Raw genomic sequence first — 17443 nt, 5'->3', positions numbered from 1 at the left:
CCCCGCCTACGCGGGGATGAAATTATAGTGCTATGCACTATAATTTCATCTTGACCAAACTCTAATAATATTTTATCTATATAAGATGTTTAGAAAAATTTTATTGCCTTACATTTTTGTTATCATTTCTTTACTTACCCAAGTAAGTGAAGCAAAAAAGTCTGTAAAAAATTCTTCTAAAGTTCCTATTCCCGTTCAAACTAGTTTAGTAATTAATGAAAAAAATGGTGAGGTTTTGCATGCCCATAATTCACAAGTTCGGATGTATCCCGCCTCTTTAACTAAATTAATGACGCTATATTTAATGTTTGAGTCAATTGAGACAGGTAAACTATCATTAAATAAAAAGCTAACCGTATCAGAAAAAGCGGCAAAAATGCCTCCTTGTAAGCTAGGTTTAAAAGCAGGTGAAACTATAACAGTCAGAGATGCTATTAATGGGTTAATTATAACTTCTGCTAATGATGCTGCTGTGGTTGCTGCTGAAAACCTTAAAGGCTCAGAAAAAGCTTTTGCTCATGCAATGAATGTCAAAGCTAAACAACTTGGGATGAAAAATACTTATTTCAAAAATGCTTCAGGTTTGCATGATCCGTTGCAGCAAACCACCGCAAGAGATATGGCTAAGCTTGCTTTAGCAATTAAGAAAAACTATCCTAAATATTATTCATTATTTTCTAAAACAAGCTTTGTATTTCGTGGTAACACAAGAAATGGACATAATAATGTTACCAAAAACTATCAAGGAGCTGAAGGTCTAAAAACAGGTTTTACTAATCCATCTGGTTATAATTTAGTTACTACTGCCTCAAGAAACGGTAAGTCATTAATCGCAGTTGTTACAGGCGGTAGAAGTGCTGGATCTCGTGATCAGAAAATGATCGGATTATTAGATCAGCACTTTAACGTAGCATCTACTAAGCCTAAAGTCACACTTGCTTCTAACAATAAAGTAAAAGCAAAACCTAAGCCAAAAATAGTGATAAAAAAAGGAGTCATGCGTAGTTAGTCTTCAAAATCGTCATTACAAGAAAATTACGTAGTAATTAACGAAGCAATCTCAGAAATTTTTGTATTGAATTATGAGATTGTCACGCAGTCTTCGCTTGTTTTAGTACTATAAAAGCCATCTATGAGAGTCAATCATAATTTTTGTGTAAATTGTTAAAAATCATTTTCTAATAATTCATATTTAAAATTTCCACATAGTATCTCAAATTGATTCAAAGCAAGAGACCATTCTTTAATAGGCATGGTCCACTTTTTTGCAGCATGTTTAAGAGCTAAGTAGACAATTTTTGTGATAGATTTATCATCTGGGAAAACCCCTTTATTTTTGATAATTTTACGGATTTGTCTATTTACCGATTCTATCGTATTGGTAGTATAGATTACCTTTCTAATCTCTTTAGGGAACGCAAAGAAAGGTACTATACCACTCCAATTACGTATCCATATATCAGAAATAACTGGGTATTTACTATCCCATTTTTTAGCAAACTCTTCTAATGCTAAATTAGCCATATTCTCATTATTTGCTGTATAGATTTGTTTTAAGTCAGCTGCTACTTCTTTAAGATTTTTGTAAGAAACGTACTTTAAAGAATTACGTACCATATGTACTATACAAAGTTGTACTATGGTATTTGGGAAAACACTGTTTATTGCATCTCTAAAACCTTTAAGACCGTCAACACATGCTACATAAATTTGTTCTACACCTCGGTTCTTTAATTCGCTTACAACCTGCATCCAAAACTTTGAACCCTCATTCTTGCTAATCCAAATACCCAAAAGCTCTTTCTTGCCTTCTATATTTATACCAATAACAAGGTAAACAGCCTTATTTATAACTATATTATTATCTCTTGCTTTTACCATGATGCAATCTAAATATACAATTGGGTATATTCTATCTAATGCTCGGGCTTGCCATCTTATTACCTCTTCCATAACTCCATCTGTAATAGTCGAGATAAGCTCCTTAGATACTTCTGTATGATACATTTCCTCTAAATGGGATTGAATCTCACTCATGGTCATACCTCTTGCATAAAGTGAAATAACGCTATCATCAAATCCAGTGAATCTTCTAACTCCCTTAGGAATTAATTGAGGCTCAAAACTATTGTCTCTATCTCTTGGAATATCAAGTACTATCTTTTGACCACTGTCATCTATTACTGTCTTTTCGCTCGTACCATTACGACGATTGCTATCTTGCTTTGATGCCTTGCTATGCCTCGAATAACCTAATTCATGACTTAGCTCGTCCTCTAGTATTCTCTCTACTAACCTCTTCTTTAATTGCTGAAACAATCCATCCTTTCCAAATAACTCTTTAGGATTAGATTGGGATAATATTTCCTCTACTAACTTATTATTTATACCTGCACTTCTAACACCAGCTTCTATTTTCTTAGCCATATTTTTTACCTTTGTTCTAGTTGTATTTTAACAGTATTTCTTTCTCTGTTGCTTTACAACTTACACAAAATATATGATAGACTCTTGAAATCTGAATTATAACATAGATATTGTTTAAATATTATTGATTTTGGCTTTTAGTTTTTCAATTTCTTCTTTTGGTAATCTGGTTGATGTATATATAACTTGTATGTCTACACCTGCAATTAATAAATTTTTTGCTATTTCTGTGTTTCTTGCAGTTCTACCTTTTTCAAAATGTTCTTCTAAGGTAATTTCTTCAGTTTGCTCAGCAAGTTTAGTTCTAATATATAAATCATAGCTTTCATGAGTCATATTATGCATTTCAATAACATGATAAGCTTCTTTGACCTTATCGCTAGTGATATCTTCCGGTATATCTTTTTCCTCTACTGCACATTTAAATAAATGTAGCCACTCATCTGCGACGCTGACTGACATAAGCATGAGCAGAATAATATTGAGCTCGTTTTAAATAATCCGACTCATTCTTCTTTTGCATCTCGATTATATACCAATTACCAGTTTCATCTTTTACTTTTAGGTCAAATATAACTCTTTTTCCTAAATTTATCAAAGGTAGCTGCTCTATCGGAATATATTCGATTTCTTTTATTCTATACCCTTCAGGTAAATCAAGTATACTATTGATAAACTCTTTTAAGCGTTCTATATCACTAAAAATTTTCTTAAACAAACTATCATTTGTTGGGTCTAAATAATCTTTGCATATAAATATAAACTACTTATAGTTGTATTTTGTTTTGCCTCATAGCATAAAAATTTAATTTAGACAACACTTTCCTTAAAAAATTAAACTTTCTGATCAGTTCTAATATATACAACTACTGACATACCTGGGATTAAATTAGCAACAGGGGCATCAAAATCTATTAACACAGGTACACGCTGCACTATCTTAGTAAAATTACCGGTGGCATTATCGGGTGGGATTAAGGTAAATTTAGAACCAGTAGCAGGGGAAATATTACGGATTTTGCCATAAAATGTTTTCTTAGGAATAGCATCAAATTGGATTTCTACTTTCATACCTGGTTGAAATTTCTTAATTTGAGTTTCCTTAAAATTAGCCTGAATATACATTGAATTATCTTGTACTATGGAAAATAAGGCTCTACCAGGCGTTATATAATTTCCCACTTCTAAACTACTATTACCAAATACACCAGATACCGCAGCAATAAGCTTAGTGTTCTGCAAGCTCCGTAAGGTAATTTTTTTATTTGCTTCTAATTCTTTTAGCTTTTCTTGTTCTGCTGCTTTTTCGAGCCCAAGGAGCTGTAAGTTTTGCCTAGAGATATCTATATCTAGCTGAGCTTGTTTGTAATCGGTTTTTGCTTTTTGATAAGCATTTTTAGAATCGTCCAACGCTTTAATACTGGCAAATTTTGCCTTATTTAACTCTTGTACTCTAGTAAAATCAGTTGAAACAATATTAAAACTTGTTGCGGCAAGTTTTAGTTTTTCACCTGCCTGTTCTAATTGATTCTGCCCTATAGATATTTTTTGATCAATAATCTCTATATTTTTTTCTGAAGCTCCAATAGACGCCTCAAGTGCTGCAAGCTTGGCTTTATAGTCTCTATCATCGATTTCGCCGATTAAATCGCCTTTACTAACTTTTGTATTATTAGTCACTAATAAACTAGTTAAAACCCCATTAATTTCAGCACTAACATCTGAAATATCAGCATCAATATAAGCATTATCTGTTGATTCTGTGTTTACCCAAACATAAATTTTATAACCTAAATAAGTTATTATTATAAGGGCTATAATGAGGATATATTTAGCAAATGGATGATTTTTATATTTTTGAATATTTTGTTGTAATACATCAAGCATAATTAATTGTTATTAAATTTATGTTTTAAGAAATAACAAAACGGGATAGAAAGAATATATATAACTGCAATAAATGGCAGTGCATACCATGGATATATTATAAGATTTATAATAACAACGGCAAATAAAATCATTGCAAGCGATAAATATTCAGGCTTAATACTTAAATTTTTTGTTGAAATTGTAGGAAGTCTGCTAGCAAGCAGAAAAGCTATAATAGCTAGATAGATGTTAATTGTTATAGTATGAATACGAACATTTATATTTAATAATGTACCGATTTCAAAATCTATCATTACAGGAACTAAGGCAAGTAAAGCACCGCAAGGGGCAGGTACACCTGTAAAGAAATGCTCAGGTTTTTTATTTTGTTTTGGCTGATAAATACCAACATTAAACCTAGCAAGACGTAGAGCCATACATACTATAAATAGTAACATTACTGCTGAAGAAAATACTTTATACTCATATTGCTGGAAAGACCATAAATATATTAAATAAGCGGGTGCTATACCAAAATTAGCAAAATCACATAAAGAATCAAGTTCAGCACCAAAGGGGCTAGTAGCATTTAGCATCCTTGCAATTCTTCCATCAATGCCATCAATAATTGCTGCTACTATAATGCAATATACGGCAATTTCCCATTTACTATCTAATGCAAATTTCACTGAACTCATACCAGTTACTAAGCCAAGCAGAGTTACAAAGTTTGGTATTAATTTTATTATAGGTACAGGTTTAGATATTATAGTTTTACGAATTTTTAACAATGCAGATACTCAAGAAAATATGGTTTATGATATTATAATGTGCATGCCCACCATGTCATTCCTAGCTAAAAGCAGGAATCTAGTAAAAAAGTATAAATACAATAAACTTTTAAAATTAAAAGCTTAGGTTACCTCGCTTTAGCCTGGATTCCCGCCTACGCGGGAATGACATATAAATGAAAGTTGCTTCTATTTTCTTTCAAATTGTAATTCAGCTGTCTTTTTGCGTCCGAAATCAGCAATAATAGTTTCACCACCAATAGCAGTTTGTCCTTTACTTACTAATAAAGCAGTTTTTAGTGGCAGATATACATCAACTCTACTACCGAAACGAATTATACCATATCGCTCGCCTGCTTTAACTTCATTACTTTCCTCTAGATCACAAACTATACGTCTTGCTATTAATCCTGCAATTTGAACAAAAGCAATTTTTTGCCCTTGCTCTGTTTCCATTAATACAGATTGACGTTCATTATAAACACTTGCTTTATCAAGAGAAGCATTAAAAAACTTTCCAGGATTATAATGTAATGCTAAAATTTTACCATTTGCTGGAATTCTATTCACATGCACGTTAAAGATATTTAGGAAAATACTAACTCTAATCATTTCGACATCACCAAGCCCTAGCTCTGCCAGTGGTAAGGCCTCTTTGATTTCTTGAATTACCCCGTCCGCAGGGCTTATTACCAAATCATTACCTATCGGTACGAAACGATCGGGATTCCGGAAAAAATAAATACACCAAGCAGTAGCAATAAATCCCATACAACCAAGCTTCTCGTTGAAAGAAGCAAGTAAGAAGCTTACTAATGCAAAACTAGCAATAAATATGTAACCTTCACGGTGAATAATTTTAAATAAGTCGTTATATTGTTTCATTTTAATCTCTATAGTTATTATTTTTTCTGAATTGCCACGCTCATTTCATTTGCGTAGCTCAGATAACTTGGTATCACACAAGCAATGCTGCCACGGGATGACACCGAGTACCCACAAGCTGATAATTTATGCTTGTTCTGCTTTATTATCTTCATCATCATTATCCTCTCTTTCTGTCTCATCTTCATCGTTACTTGTGGTTTGAGCTTCTTGAGCAGTACCAAGAGCATAAACACACAAATCTTCAAACGATACATTATTTTTTTTCGAAAGATCATATAGCTGTTTTACTGCATCCATAACAGCATCGGGAATAGTACCGCCTCTCTCATCTGATAACCATTTTGATTGGAACTGCAATGGGTGATGTCCATCTTGCGGTGTACCTATATAAATGGTAAATTTAGACTTTTGTCCTCCAAAATCGCAATCAATGTCAAACTTTTTCATAATACACTTACAGATACAATTAACATGCTTAATTATTATATCTTAATGCTAAAAATGCAAATTTAAAATAATGTTTTGCTTAAAATTTTTTTAATTCTCTAGTAATGTAACGATTTGAATATATAAATTTATCACTAGAATCTACAACTATACCACCTGCTTCTTTAATAAAAAGATCAAAAGAATAATATAGCGTAAAATTTAATAATGGTAAATATATTAAGTCAGCCTTACCTGATGCTAAAAGCATCGCTGCATAGCAAGAAGAACCGAAAGTTCTACTGTTATTAATCTCTTGAAAATTATTGTTTTTTAAATCTTCAATAATTGTTAGACAATTTTCCAAATTAGCATTATCAGAAACCCTTAACCTTAAACCTTTATGATTAGAGCCTAAATCATTTTTTTCTACCCAAGCCCCTCTACCCCTTTCAGCGTAATATACCTCATTAAGAACCGGAAAATATATAACAGTAGAAACAGGCGTTAGAACATCTTGATTTTGCTTCAAACAAGTTATTGATACAGCAAAAAAAGGAAGACTTCTAGCAAAATTATTTGGACTATCTATAGGATTGACTAAAAAAACAGTTTCATAATTATTGTTGGGATCAAATTGATCTTCAGGAAAAAATAAATATTTCGTATGTTTTTGTAATTCTTCACATAATAAAGTTTTTAATCTTAAATAAGATCGCTTACAAAACTCTTCATTTCTAATAGGATTTTTTTGAAGCATTTCAAGCTCTAAAAAATCTCTATGTACAAACTTAACTGCTTTACGCAGTGAATTAATTAACAAATTAGTTATAGGTTGCATTTAATTTTAATAATTAACAAATAAATAAGAACAGTATACGAAGATCAACTTCAAAAAGAGCAAGGCGTCCACAAGACGAGGAGCGGAGCGTATACTTAATACGTGAGCACCACAGTACTTGTAGGACGACGTAGCCAATTTTTGAAGTTCTATCTTAGTAGACTACTTAGACCTTTCAACATAGGTTAAATCCTCAGTCTTAACAACAATTTTTTCGCCTATCTCTAAATATTGAGGTACTTTTACCTTAACCCCGTTTGCAAGAGTTGCTGGCTTGTACGAAGCGGTTGCGGTTGCTCCTTTTATTACTGGATCAGTTTCAATAATTTCTAGTATAACTGTTGCAGGGAGTTCAATACTTAAAGGTTTTTTATTATAAAACTCAACTTTAACAATCATATTTTCAGTTAAAAAAGGCAATTTTTCATCTAAAATTTCTTTGTTTACACTTATTTGCTCAAAAGTCTGATTATCCATCAACACTATATTATTATTTTCAAAATATAAAAATTGATAATCTTTTTGTTCAAGTTCAGTTTTTTCTAAATGATCTGAAGAACTAAATCTTTCGTTACGCTTTGTACCAGTTTTTAGATTTTTCATCTCAACTTGCACATAAGCACCGCCTTTTCCAGGCTGAGTATGCTCAGGTTGTTTGCTTACCACCCATAAATCGTTATTATAAACTAATATATTACCTGTTCTAATTGAATTCGCTGAAATTTTCATATATTATTACACTTAAACTTACTTTAAAAAAATATAAATATACAAATTATTTCCTTTAAAAACAAGAATTTAATCTTATGAGTGCAAACATATTAATAGTAGACGATATAGAAACGAATATTAAATTACTAGAAGCAAAGCTTTTAAATGAGTATTATACTGTTTTTAAAGCAAATAGCGGCAAAGAGGCATTAAATATTTTAAAAAAAGAAAAAGTAGATATAGTACTACTTGATGTTATGATGCCTGAGATGGATGGATTTGAAGTATGTAAAAAAATTAAATCTGATCCTAAAACTACCCATATTCCGGTAGTAATGGTAACTGCTCTTTCTGATGTTGATGATCGTGTTAAAGGGTTAGAGGCTGGTGCAGATGAGTTTTTGACAAAGCCAATTAATGATAATGCTCTTTTTATAAGAATTAAATCATTATCAAGAATGAAAAGCTTAATTGATGAGTTAAAAATTCGTAATAGTACTAATGCATTACTTGGTGGTATTAATGTTGAAATACATGATGATTTTGCAGATAAGAAAATATTGCTAATTAACGATGATGTAGTACAAGCTAAAAACATAAAACAAATGTTGCTTAAAATTACATCTAACGTAAAAGTAATAAGTAATTCTGAAGAGACAGATACTATAAATGAATATAAACCTGATCTTATAGTAATTAGTAGTACTCTTGAAAATGAAGATCCTTTAAGAGTAGGAGCTATTTTAAGAGGCAAACCGGAAATAAGTGGAGTAATATTAATTTTACAAATTTATGAAGATGAAAACGGAAACGAAAATCAAATGCAATTAGTTATGAAAGGATTTGAGCTTGGCATTAATGATTATTTTGTTTATCCTATTGATGAAAGTGAGCTAGCTGCAAGAATTAAAACCCAGCTAAGACGCAAACAATATCAAGATAATTTACGTAACGATTTAGAACAAAGCGTAAATTTAGCAGCTAAAGACGGATTAACAGGTTTATTTAATCGCCGTTATTTTGATGTACACATTAAGCAAATGGTCGAAAAGGCTAATAAAGAAGGCATGAAATTATATTTGCTTATGTGTGATATCGATAATTTTAAACATGTAAATGATACTTATGGGCATCAAGCAGGAGATAAAGTTTTAATAACCACTTCTCGTATTTTAAAAAATACCTTTAGAGTAACTGATTTAATAGCAAGACTTGGTGGCGAAGAATTTACTATACTTTTAAATGATATAAATATTGACCAAGCAGTATATACAGCAGAACGAGTTAGAGTTAAAATAGAAAGCATGAACTTTCAAATAGACGAGCAAGAAGAACCTTTAAAAAAGACTGTGTCTATAGGAGTTACAGAGTATAAAAAAGGTGAATCAATTGAAGATTTTATTGAACGCTCGGATAAAGCTATGTATGAAGCTAAAACAACTGGTAAAAATAAAGTTGTAAAACTATAATTATGAATAAAACTTCTAAAAAACATCTAGCATTACCTTATAGACCAGGCGTTGGTATGATGATATTAAACGCCGATAATAAAATATTTGTTGGTAAGCGAATAGATACTAAAATCTCTGCATGGCAAATGCCACAAGGTGGAATAGTACCTGGCGAAACCCCAAGTATTGCAGCTATGCGTGAAATGTTAGAAGAAATAGGAAGCAGCAAAGGATATATAATTGCCGAAAGTAAATGCTGGTATAGTTACGATGTACCAAGTTTTTTAATTCCTAAATTATGGGACGGTAATTTTCGCGGACAGAAACAACGCTGGTTTTTAATTAGATTTACCGGCACTAATGAAGATATTAATATAAACACTCTTAATCCAGAATTTGACGAATGGCGTTGGGCATCACTTGATGAATTACTATCAATTATTATTCCATTCAAACGTAAGCTCTATCAAGCAGTAGTTAAAGAATTTGAATCATTAATACCATAGTGAAATGAGCGTGGCAATCTAGAAATAAAAAATACTAAATAATATTAGTATTTTTTAGCTAGATTGCATACGTACAATTACTTCGTAATTTCCTCGCAATGACGATTAGTATCTATGCAACAACGCCAGTTTTTCCTCACAATGACTTTCAAAATTATGGTTGGGTTAAAGTTACAGTAATAGTATCTTGATAATTACCCACATAAGCAAGAGGTTGAGCCGGCAAGCTTGCATATATAGTATAATTTCTAGTAACCGGTCCAAGGGCAAGCAAGTAGCTATCTTGAATCGTTACTGTACTGCTTGTACCATTACCAAGTATTTGACTATGGGCAGCATCTTTATATAAATTATAAGTTAGTATATTACTGTTACTGTTTTTCATATTTCTCGGGTTATAAATATTTGCTGAACCGGTACTAAATTTTAAGGTATAACTCACAATTAATGAAATTAAAGCACTACAAGTGACTGAAGCCGTAACTGAAGTAGTTTTGCTAGACGACGTACTAACATTACCAAATCCCACAGTTGGTACGGCACCGTCAAGTTAAGTAAATTAGTGTCACAAAGTACTATATTTTTAGATTTCAGACAGCAAGAAGTCTTTGAGTAGCTTCATCCCAAATGGATTTAGCGGACGCAAATGCAATTCTTTGCTCAGATGCTGTTTTAGTATATCTTCCAACATTTACAGCAAATATATTTCTGACTTTTCCCATCAGTGATAATGTACATTGTGCTGAATTAGGATGCTTAAATTTAATCAGTATCTTCTCTTTTCTCCTAGTTGGCTGATGGGCATTCTCAATCCGATTATTTAGTCTTTTATCGGTACGATGCTTAGTCCTAGGACACATATACCTAACTGGTTTAATGTAGCTTTTTAGCTTATCAGTCACAATAACCCTTGGACATGGATAATGACCCAATAATCTTGATAAAAAGCGAATAGCTGATTTCTTGTTACGACGCTTCTGCAGTAATACTTCTAATTCATGTCCCTCAGAGTCAACAGCTCTCCATAATATGAATACTTCACCTTTGATCTTGATATTCATCTCATCCAAATGCCATTTATCAGTTGGCTTTCGCTCTCTCTTACTAATAACATCTTGAAAATAAACTACAAACTTATAACACCAAAACCTTACAGTCTCATGACTTAATATAATACCTCGATAAGCCATCTGCTCTTGAACATCTCGGTAACTATTATTAAAGCGATGATATAACCATACTGTATGGCTAATAATGCTTGCTGGAAAACGATGTCTATTCGGGGCTTGAGTAATATGCATAGCGGTAAAATCTAGGATAAATTGTTACTGCTATTCTATAAATCATTCCCTGTAATTGCTCAATACTTAATTTATACCTCCCTTAACTTGACGGTGCCTTTAAAATTAATTTGGCATTTTTTCTATTATGTTTATTATTATTTAAAATAAATTAAAAAAGGAATAATATGATAGAGAATTTAAAATCTGATGATAGAGTTCAGGAAATGGAAGATATAATTGATATTCAACAAAAGGACTTAAATATTGATGATCCAGCTCAGCAATTACCAAAAAAAGACTTAGCTGATAAAAAAATTAATGAGATTGAAGAAGCAAAAAATTTAAAAATTGATGATCAGAACCAGCAATCATCAAATAGAAATGTAGTAAATAACAAAATCAACGATATTACAGGAGTAATTAGAAAGTTTGATCAATATCAGTCATTAGTACCTAAGGATCTTTCTTTTTTTGATCAACCACTTCAATATATACAAAATTTTGGTGGAGCGTTAGATTTAGGTTATGATCTTATAAGATCCTATCTTAAAGAAGAAAAAATTCAAGATTTTGTTGATAGCATAAATGAAAATGCAAAACAAAATGCTGCAATAACTACAAAGCAAAATAGAGATAAGATTAAACTGTATGCTGCAAAAATTGAAGGTAACTTGAAAGGATTTAGGGTACGTTTAGATTTAGAATCAATGAAACCTGTACTAAATGAATTTGATAATCAAGATATAAATACCTTAACAAATGCAATTAATGAATCATTAGTTGAAGTGAGTAATAATAAGATTCCCGCAGAGATATATACTGAAAAACTACTAGAAGCAGTTATAGAAAAATTACCTAATTCTTTATCACAGCAAAAATTGCAACAATGTAAGGAATTTATTCATAGTGGGAAAAAAAATAAAAAAACATATACAGAATCGGAAATGGATAGAAAAGAAATTTCTAAAGCAGCAGAAGATTCAGTAAATCAACTGACAGAAAGATTAGATAAAAATACTCAAGAAAGTAAAATGTTAGAGCCTATGGTTAGGCTTTTTGCTCCTTTATATGAGAGTACCAATGAAAAACTTATTGAAAAAACAGGAGCAATTTTAAAGAATTTAGATTCTGCTTATCTAACTGAAAATAGTCCTAGAATAGTCTCGGAGTTAAAAGAAATTAATGACAAAGGTACTTCTCTATGGGAAAAGTTTAAGTCAATTTTTACAGGTAAAGATTACTTGGAGGAAAGACTAGAACAATCAGTAAATAAATATGCAGTGTTAAGTGATGAATATGTAAAAAAAGAAATTGATAATAAAATCTTTTCAAATGCTTTAACAAACGAACAAATTGCTGCCGGCTTAACAAAATTAATGAATAAAACTGTTGAGCCGAAAGAAGTTAATAATCCTAATCTTAATTTAGTTGAAATAAGAAAAGTAAATCCTGAAATATTTGATAAATTATTATTTGCCAACCAATCTCAAACATCTTCAAAAGACAAACCTGCTATTCATCAAGAGAATCAGAAAGTAAGAACAAGAGGACCTGCTCTTTAATTAGCCTTCTTTCCAAGCTGTGAAGATTTCTAAAAATACCTTAAAATGGGATATGTATTAGAAATCTTCATAGAACCTATCGAGGGTGTCAGGAAGTTTGTGTAAGTTGTAAAAATAGTTAAGAATAAAAATAACATAAACAACTTACATGGAGCTAATATGAAGAACAATAACAAAGTATCAAATCCAGCTATAGAAAAATTAGTATCAGAAATACTATCACAAAGTGATCCATCTGAAATATTTGGTAAAGAAGGGATATTTCAGGGAATTAAAAAGCAGATAGTAAATAAGATTTTAGAGAAAGAAATGGAATCTCATATAGGTTATGAGAAACATTCTAAAAATGAGAAATACTCAGATAACAGACGTAATGGTAATTATGAAAAGACTCTAATAGATCCAGAAGGTCGTAAATTGACAGTAGAAGTGCCAAGGGATCGGGATGGAGAATTTGAACCTCAACTAATTCCAAAAGGAGTGCGTAAATTTGAAGGATTTGATGATAAAGTAATATCCTTATATGCTCGGGGAATGACCATTAGGGAAATACAAGGGCACTTAGAAGAACTATATGCCACCAAGGTATCATCTGAGTTAATATCAAAGGTAACTGATGGTATTTTAGAGGAAGTAACTGCTTGGCAGAATAGAGCACTTGATAATGTATATCCTATAATGTACTTAGATTGTATTCATGTTAAGGCAAGAGATAATCATGTAATAATAAATAAAGCGGTTTATCTAGCTATTGGAGTGAATATGGAGGGCAAGAAAGAGCTATTAGGAATTTGGATAGGCAAGAATGAAGGGTGTAAATTTTGGATGCAGGTAGTAACAGAACTGAAGAATCGAGGAGTTGCACAAATATATGTTGCATGTGTTGATGGTCTTAAGGGTTTTCCAGAGGCGATAAATAGCATTTTTCCAAAGACGATAGTGCAGTTGTGTATTGTTCATATGGTAAGAAATTCTGTAAAATACGTATCATACAAAGATCTAAAAGCGGTAACAGCTGATTTAAAAGCAGTTTATTCTGCAATAAATGAAGCAGAGGGATTAAGAGAATTACAAAACTTTGCCAAAAAATGGGATGAAAAATATCCAGTTATTTTTGACATATGGCAACGAAATTGGTCTGGCATAGCTCCATTTTTTAGCTTTCCGGAAGACATTAGGAAGGCGATTTACACTACTAATGCTATTGAATCCACTAACCGTCAAATTCGTAAAATTATTAAAAATAAAGGAGTATTTCCAGATGACAAATCGATTCAGAAAATAATCTTTTTGGCGTTGACAAATGCCTCTAAAAAATGGACAATGCCTATTAAGAATTGGGCGATGGCTTTAAATCAATTTGCTATACTTTGTGATACTAATTTACAAAATTGGGCAAATGGAGAAATCGTACTTACACAAAAAATCTGACAGACCCTATCTTAGTTATTTTACATCGTTAATTTTTTAAATATTTCTATCAAAAGATAAAAAAGTTGCAAATTAATGTACATTGTGCTGAATTAGGATGCTTAAATTTAATCAGTATCTTCTCTTTTCTCCTAGTTGGCTGATGGGCATTCTCAATCCGATTATTTAGTCTTTTATCGGTACGATGCTTAGTCCTAGGACACATATACCTAACTGGTTTAATGTAGCTTTTTAGCTTATCAGTCACAATAACCCTTGGACATGGATAATGACCCAATAATCTTGATAAAAAGCGAATAGCTGATTTCTTGTTACGACGCTTCTGCAGTAATACTTCTAATTCATGTCCCTCAGAGTCAACAGCTCTCCATAATATGAATACTTCACCTTTGATCTTGATATTCATCTCATCCAAATGCCATTTATCAGTTGGCTTTCGCTCTCTCTTACTAATAACATCTTGAAAATAAACTACAAACTTATAACACCAAAACCTTACAGTCTCATGACTTAATATAATACCTCGATAAGCCATCTGCTCTTGAACATCTCGGTAACTATTATTAAAGCGATGATATAACCATACTGTATGGCTAATAATGCTTGCTGGAAAACGATGTCTATTCGGGGCTTGAGTAATATGCATAGCGGTAAAATCTAGGATAAATTGTTACTGCTATTCTATAAATCATTCCCTGTAATTGCTCAATACTTAATTTATACCTCCCTTAACTTGACGGTGCCGTTGCTACATATGAAATAGATCAATCAAATATAAAATTAATTGAATTAACAAAAGATGAAAACAGATTCTTAGAATTTTCTGCTTATTGTTTTAAAACTTATTATTATATTAATTGGGAAAAGAAAATAAAAAAGATAAAAGCTAATGCTCGAAAAAATAATAGCTCTATTATTAGAGCTAAAGAATTAAAACTATCGGAGTAATAACTTTTTCAGATGCGTACAGATTTTTTAGAAAATACTAAAAATCATAAAATCTTCTCAAAAATACTATTAGGGTCACTATACTTCTAATAAATTGAACTTAACACTAATATCTTTGTAGGCTTAAAATGTAATTGAATACACAATAGGGATAAGGTGCTGGGAATTAAGCTCAGCCATTAATATAACGACTTTCCGCTATACTTCTTATTTTAAAAATAATTATAATAGCAGATTCCCAGCATAAAGTGTACACTTGGATTTGGTTTATATTAATAGTAGAGTTCAAATACTATTAGATAAGTAAACTATAGATAAAATTATTAATTAGTCAACCCTCAATTTAAATTTATTTCATATTTTTATAGTTTATTTTTTATTTCATTTATAGTTAAGCGTTGTTTTTTTAATTTTTGAATTTTTTTGCCTTGCTCAAATGCTTCCATAGAGTAAAGTTGATAATTTGAAGTAGTAATATCAGCAACTTCAAGCAACCCTGCCTTAGCCCAAAAACGAATTGTAGAAACGTTTTCTCCTATAGCACTGGCTAACTCTCCGATCTTCATTAATTTTTCAGATTTTCTAATATCTGTTGGCTCTTTCCCTGTTACCGCTTTTAAATAAATATCAAGTGAACGATTAACTGCGTTATAAATAATTTTCTGATATTTTTCTTTTGAACCACCGAGTTGAGCAATCTCTAAAGATGTAATATATGGCAATCGTTCTTGAGGTCTTATAATTGCGGGAGGATACCCTTCCATAATTAAGATTAAATTCATTAACAAACGTGCAGTACGTCCATTTCCATCTGAAAATGGATGGATAGTGACAAGTCTATAATGAGCCTCCCCTGCTAGTTCAACTAAAGGAACATTTTTACTTGAATTTAACCAATTTATAAAATCTGTCATTAACGATGGTACTTTTACAGGGTTAGGCATTACTACACTAGAACCTGAGATGCGGACAGGTACAGACCTATAACATCGAGCATTATGATCATCAATCCCATGAAGAATTGTATAATGAATTGCTAAAATATCTTTTTCAGTAATTTCATAATATTTTTTTCTAGCAAGTTCATAGATAATATCCAAAGCTTTTGCATGGTTTGTTGCTTCTAGATGCTCTGCTAGGGTTTTACCTCCTACAGTTAAACCCTTTTCAATAATTATAGCAGTCTCTTTACGGGATAAAGTATTCCCCTCAATAGCATTACTTGTATAGGTTAACTCTACCCTAAACCATTCTTCTAAATTTTTAGCTAATTCAGAACTTAATGGACGTAAGACATCTAATCTCTTCTTTTTTTTATCTAAAAAATCATATTTCATAAGTAAAGTATAAAGTATTACTTAATACTTTATACTATTTTTATTTCATTATCAATATTTTTTATTTTTCCTCTGTCATCCCGTGATTTATTAAATATAGTAAAAGGGCACCGTCAAGTTAAGGGAGGTATAAATTAAGTATTGAGCAATTACAGGGAATGATTTATAGAATAGCAGTAACAATTTATCCTAGATTTTACCGCTATGCATATTACTCAAGCCCCGAATAGACATCGTTTTCCAGCAAGCATTATTAGCCATACAGTATGGTTATATCATCGCTTTAATAATAGTTACCGAGATGTTCAAGAGCAGATGGCTTATCGAGGTATTATATTAAGTCATGAGACTGTAAGGTTTTGGTGTTATAAGTTTGTAGTTTATTTTCAAGATGTTATTAGTAAGAGAGAGCGAAAGCCAACTGATAAATGGCATTTGGATGAGATGAATATCAAGATCAAAGGTGAAGTATTCATATTATGGAGAGCTGTTGACTCTGAGGGACATGAATTAGAAGTATTACTGCAGAAGCGTCGTAACAAGAAATCAGCTATTCGCTTTTTATCAAGATTATTGGGTAATTATCCATGTCCAAGGGTTATTGTGACTGATAAGCTAAAAAGCTACATTAAACCAGTTAGGTATATGTGTCCTAGGACTAAGCATCGTACCGATAAAAGACTAAATAATCGGATTGAGAATGCCCATCAGCCAACTAGGAGAAAAGAGAAGATACTGATTAAATTTAAGCATCCTAATTCAGCACAATGTACATTATCACTGATGGGAAAAGTCAGAAATATATTTGCTGTAAATGTTGGAAGATATACTAAAACAGCATCTGAGCAAAGAATTGCATTTGCGTCCGCTAAATCCATTTGGGATGAAGCTACTCAAAGACTTCTTGCTGTCTGAAATCTAAAAATATAGTACTTTCTGACACTAATTTACTTAACTTGACGGTGCCCCGGA

Annotated in this window: 20 protein-coding genes; 7 read left to right on the top strand and 13 right to left on the bottom strand. The window is 31.6% G+C overall.

Annotation, left to right across the window (positions count from 1 at the left end; genetic code table 11):
- Positions 1 to 85 precede the first annotated feature (85 nt).
- Positions 86 to 1009: a D-alanyl-D-alanine carboxypeptidase family protein gene (locus tag BA173_RS06675; protein ID WP_068042127.1), complete on the top strand. Its 924-nt coding sequence runs from the start codon at positions 86 to 88 to the stop codon at positions 1007 to 1009.
- 155 nt (positions 1010 to 1164) lie between these two features.
- Here BA173_RS06675 and BA173_RS06670 read toward each other — a convergent pair whose 3' ends face one another.
- The 9 genes from BA173_RS06670 to efp form a co-directional block, all read right to left on the bottom strand.
- Positions 1165 to 2427, bottom strand: a complete 1263-nt coding sequence (locus tag BA173_RS06670; RefSeq protein ID WP_095568330.1) for an IS256 family transposase — start codon at positions 2425 to 2427, stop codon at positions 1165 to 1167.
- A gap of 114 nt (positions 2428 to 2541) precedes the next feature.
- Complete coding sequence (locus tag BA173_RS06665) at positions 2542 to 2889, bottom strand: hypothetical protein (protein ID WP_232505920.1); 348 nt, start codon at positions 2887 to 2889, stop codon at positions 2542 to 2544.
- Positions 2867 to 3145, bottom strand: coding sequence for a PD-(D/E)XK nuclease family transposase (locus BA173_RS06660; protein ID WP_068041709.1), 279 nt, complete (start codon positions 3143 to 3145; stop codon positions 2867 to 2869). The genes BA173_RS06665 and BA173_RS06660 overlap by 23 nt, the downstream gene beginning before the upstream one ends.
- Positions 3146 to 3261: 116 nt before the next feature.
- Positions 3262 to 4314 carry an HlyD family secretion protein gene (locus BA173_RS06655; protein WP_068041712.1) on the bottom strand — a complete coding sequence of 351 codons (1053 nt, stop codon included), beginning with the start codon at positions 4312 to 4314 and terminating at the stop codon, positions 3262 to 3264.
- Between the two features lie 2 nt (positions 4315 to 4316).
- The gene (pssA, locus tag BA173_RS06650; protein ID WP_016948353.1) at positions 4317 to 5087 is read right to left on the bottom strand and encodes a CDP-diacylglycerol--serine O-phosphatidyltransferase; all 771 of its coding nucleotides are present in this window, start codon (positions 5085 to 5087) and stop codon (positions 4317 to 4319) included.
- A 189-nt stretch (positions 5088 to 5276) separates the two neighbouring features.
- The gene (locus BA173_RS06645; RefSeq protein ID WP_016948352.1) at positions 5277 to 5972 is read right to left on the bottom strand and encodes a phosphatidylserine decarboxylase; all 696 of its coding nucleotides are present in this window, start codon (positions 5970 to 5972) and stop codon (positions 5277 to 5279) included.
- Positions 5973 to 6098: 126 nt separating this feature from the next.
- Positions 6099 to 6422 carry a DUF2610 domain-containing protein gene (locus BA173_RS06640; RefSeq protein WP_016948351.1) on the bottom strand — a complete coding sequence of 108 codons (324 nt, stop codon included), beginning with the start codon at positions 6420 to 6422 and terminating at the stop codon, positions 6099 to 6101.
- A 79-nt stretch (positions 6423 to 6501) separates the two neighbouring features.
- Positions 6502 to 7242, bottom strand: coding sequence for an inositol monophosphatase family protein (locus tag BA173_RS06635; protein WP_016948350.1), 741 nt, complete (start codon positions 7240 to 7242; stop codon positions 6502 to 6504).
- A gap of 162 nt (positions 7243 to 7404) precedes the next feature.
- Entirely contained in the window at positions 7405 to 7971 is a 567-nt protein-coding gene (gene efp, locus BA173_RS06630) for an elongation factor P (RefSeq protein ID WP_016948349.1), read from the bottom strand.
- Between the two features lie 77 nt (positions 7972 to 8048).
- On the opposite strand from efp, the gene BA173_RS06625 reads away from it, so the two are divergent.
- Positions 8049 to 9422 carry a PleD family two-component system response regulator gene (locus BA173_RS06625; RefSeq protein ID WP_016948348.1) on the top strand — a complete coding sequence of 458 codons (1374 nt, stop codon included), beginning with the start codon at positions 8049 to 8051 and terminating at the stop codon, positions 9420 to 9422.
- A 2-nt stretch (positions 9423 to 9424) separates the two neighbouring features.
- The gene (locus BA173_RS06620) at positions 9425 to 9910 is read left to right on the top strand and encodes an RNA pyrophosphohydrolase (protein WP_016948347.1); all 486 of its coding nucleotides are present in this window, start codon (positions 9425 to 9427) and stop codon (positions 9908 to 9910) included.
- A gap of 154 nt (positions 9911 to 10064) precedes the next feature.
- Here BA173_RS06620 and BA173_RS06615 read toward each other — a convergent pair whose 3' ends face one another.
- Both BA173_RS06615 and BA173_RS06610 read right to left on the bottom strand, forming a co-directional pair.
- The gene (locus BA173_RS06615; RefSeq protein WP_068041715.1) at positions 10065 to 10439 is read right to left on the bottom strand and encodes a spore coat protein U domain-containing protein; all 375 of its coding nucleotides are present in this window, start codon (positions 10437 to 10439) and stop codon (positions 10065 to 10067) included.
- Between the two features lie 61 nt (positions 10440 to 10500).
- Complete coding sequence (locus BA173_RS06610; RefSeq protein ID WP_095568327.1) at positions 10501 to 11211, bottom strand: IS6 family transposase; 711 nt, start codon at positions 11209 to 11211, stop codon at positions 10501 to 10503.
- Positions 11212 to 11232: 21 nt separating this feature from the next.
- Between BA173_RS06610 and BA173_RS08860 the strand changes: the two genes are divergently transcribed.
- The 3 genes from BA173_RS08860 (at position 11233) to BA173_RS06600 (ending at position 14186) form a co-directional block, all read left to right on the top strand.
- Entirely contained in the window at positions 11233 to 11361 is a 129-nt protein-coding gene (locus BA173_RS08860) for a hypothetical protein (RefSeq protein WP_257789547.1), read from the top strand.
- A 17-nt stretch (positions 11362 to 11378) separates the two neighbouring features.
- The gene (locus BA173_RS06605) at positions 11379 to 12755 is read left to right on the top strand and encodes a hypothetical protein (RefSeq protein ID WP_016948345.1); all 1377 of its coding nucleotides are present in this window, start codon (positions 11379 to 11381) and stop codon (positions 12753 to 12755) included.
- Positions 12756 to 12914: 159 nt separating this feature from the next.
- Positions 12915 to 14186 carry an IS256 family transposase gene (locus tag BA173_RS06600; RefSeq protein WP_068042377.1) on the top strand — a complete coding sequence of 424 codons (1272 nt, stop codon included), beginning with the start codon at positions 12915 to 12917 and terminating at the stop codon, positions 14184 to 14186.
- A 49-nt stretch (positions 14187 to 14235) separates the two neighbouring features.
- On the opposite strand, the gene BA173_RS06595 is transcribed toward BA173_RS06600, so the two are convergent.
- Together BA173_RS06595 and BA173_RS06585 are read right to left on the bottom strand one after the other, a co-directional pair.
- Positions 14236 to 14832: an IS6 family transposase gene (locus BA173_RS06595; RefSeq protein ID WP_198387182.1), complete on the bottom strand. Its 597-nt coding sequence runs from the start codon at positions 14830 to 14832 to the stop codon at positions 14236 to 14238.
- 664 nt (positions 14833 to 15496) lie between these two features.
- Positions 15497 to 16471, bottom strand: a complete 975-nt coding sequence (locus BA173_RS06585; protein WP_068042179.1) for a Fic family protein — start codon at positions 16469 to 16471, stop codon at positions 15497 to 15499.
- Between the two features lie 204 nt (positions 16472 to 16675).
- Here BA173_RS06585 and BA173_RS06580 point away from each other — a divergent pair, with 204 nt between their 5' ends.
- Complete coding sequence (locus BA173_RS06580; RefSeq protein WP_095568243.1) at positions 16676 to 17386, top strand: IS6 family transposase; 711 nt, start codon at positions 16676 to 16678, stop codon at positions 17384 to 17386.
- Positions 17387 to 17443: the final 57 nt, after the last annotated feature.

The organism is Rickettsia sp. MEAM1 (Bemisia tabaci) (assembly GCF_002285905.1).
GTDB lineage: Bacteria > Pseudomonadota > Alphaproteobacteria > Rickettsiales > Rickettsiaceae > Rickettsia.
This window is presented reverse-complemented; position numbering and strand designations above follow the sequence as displayed.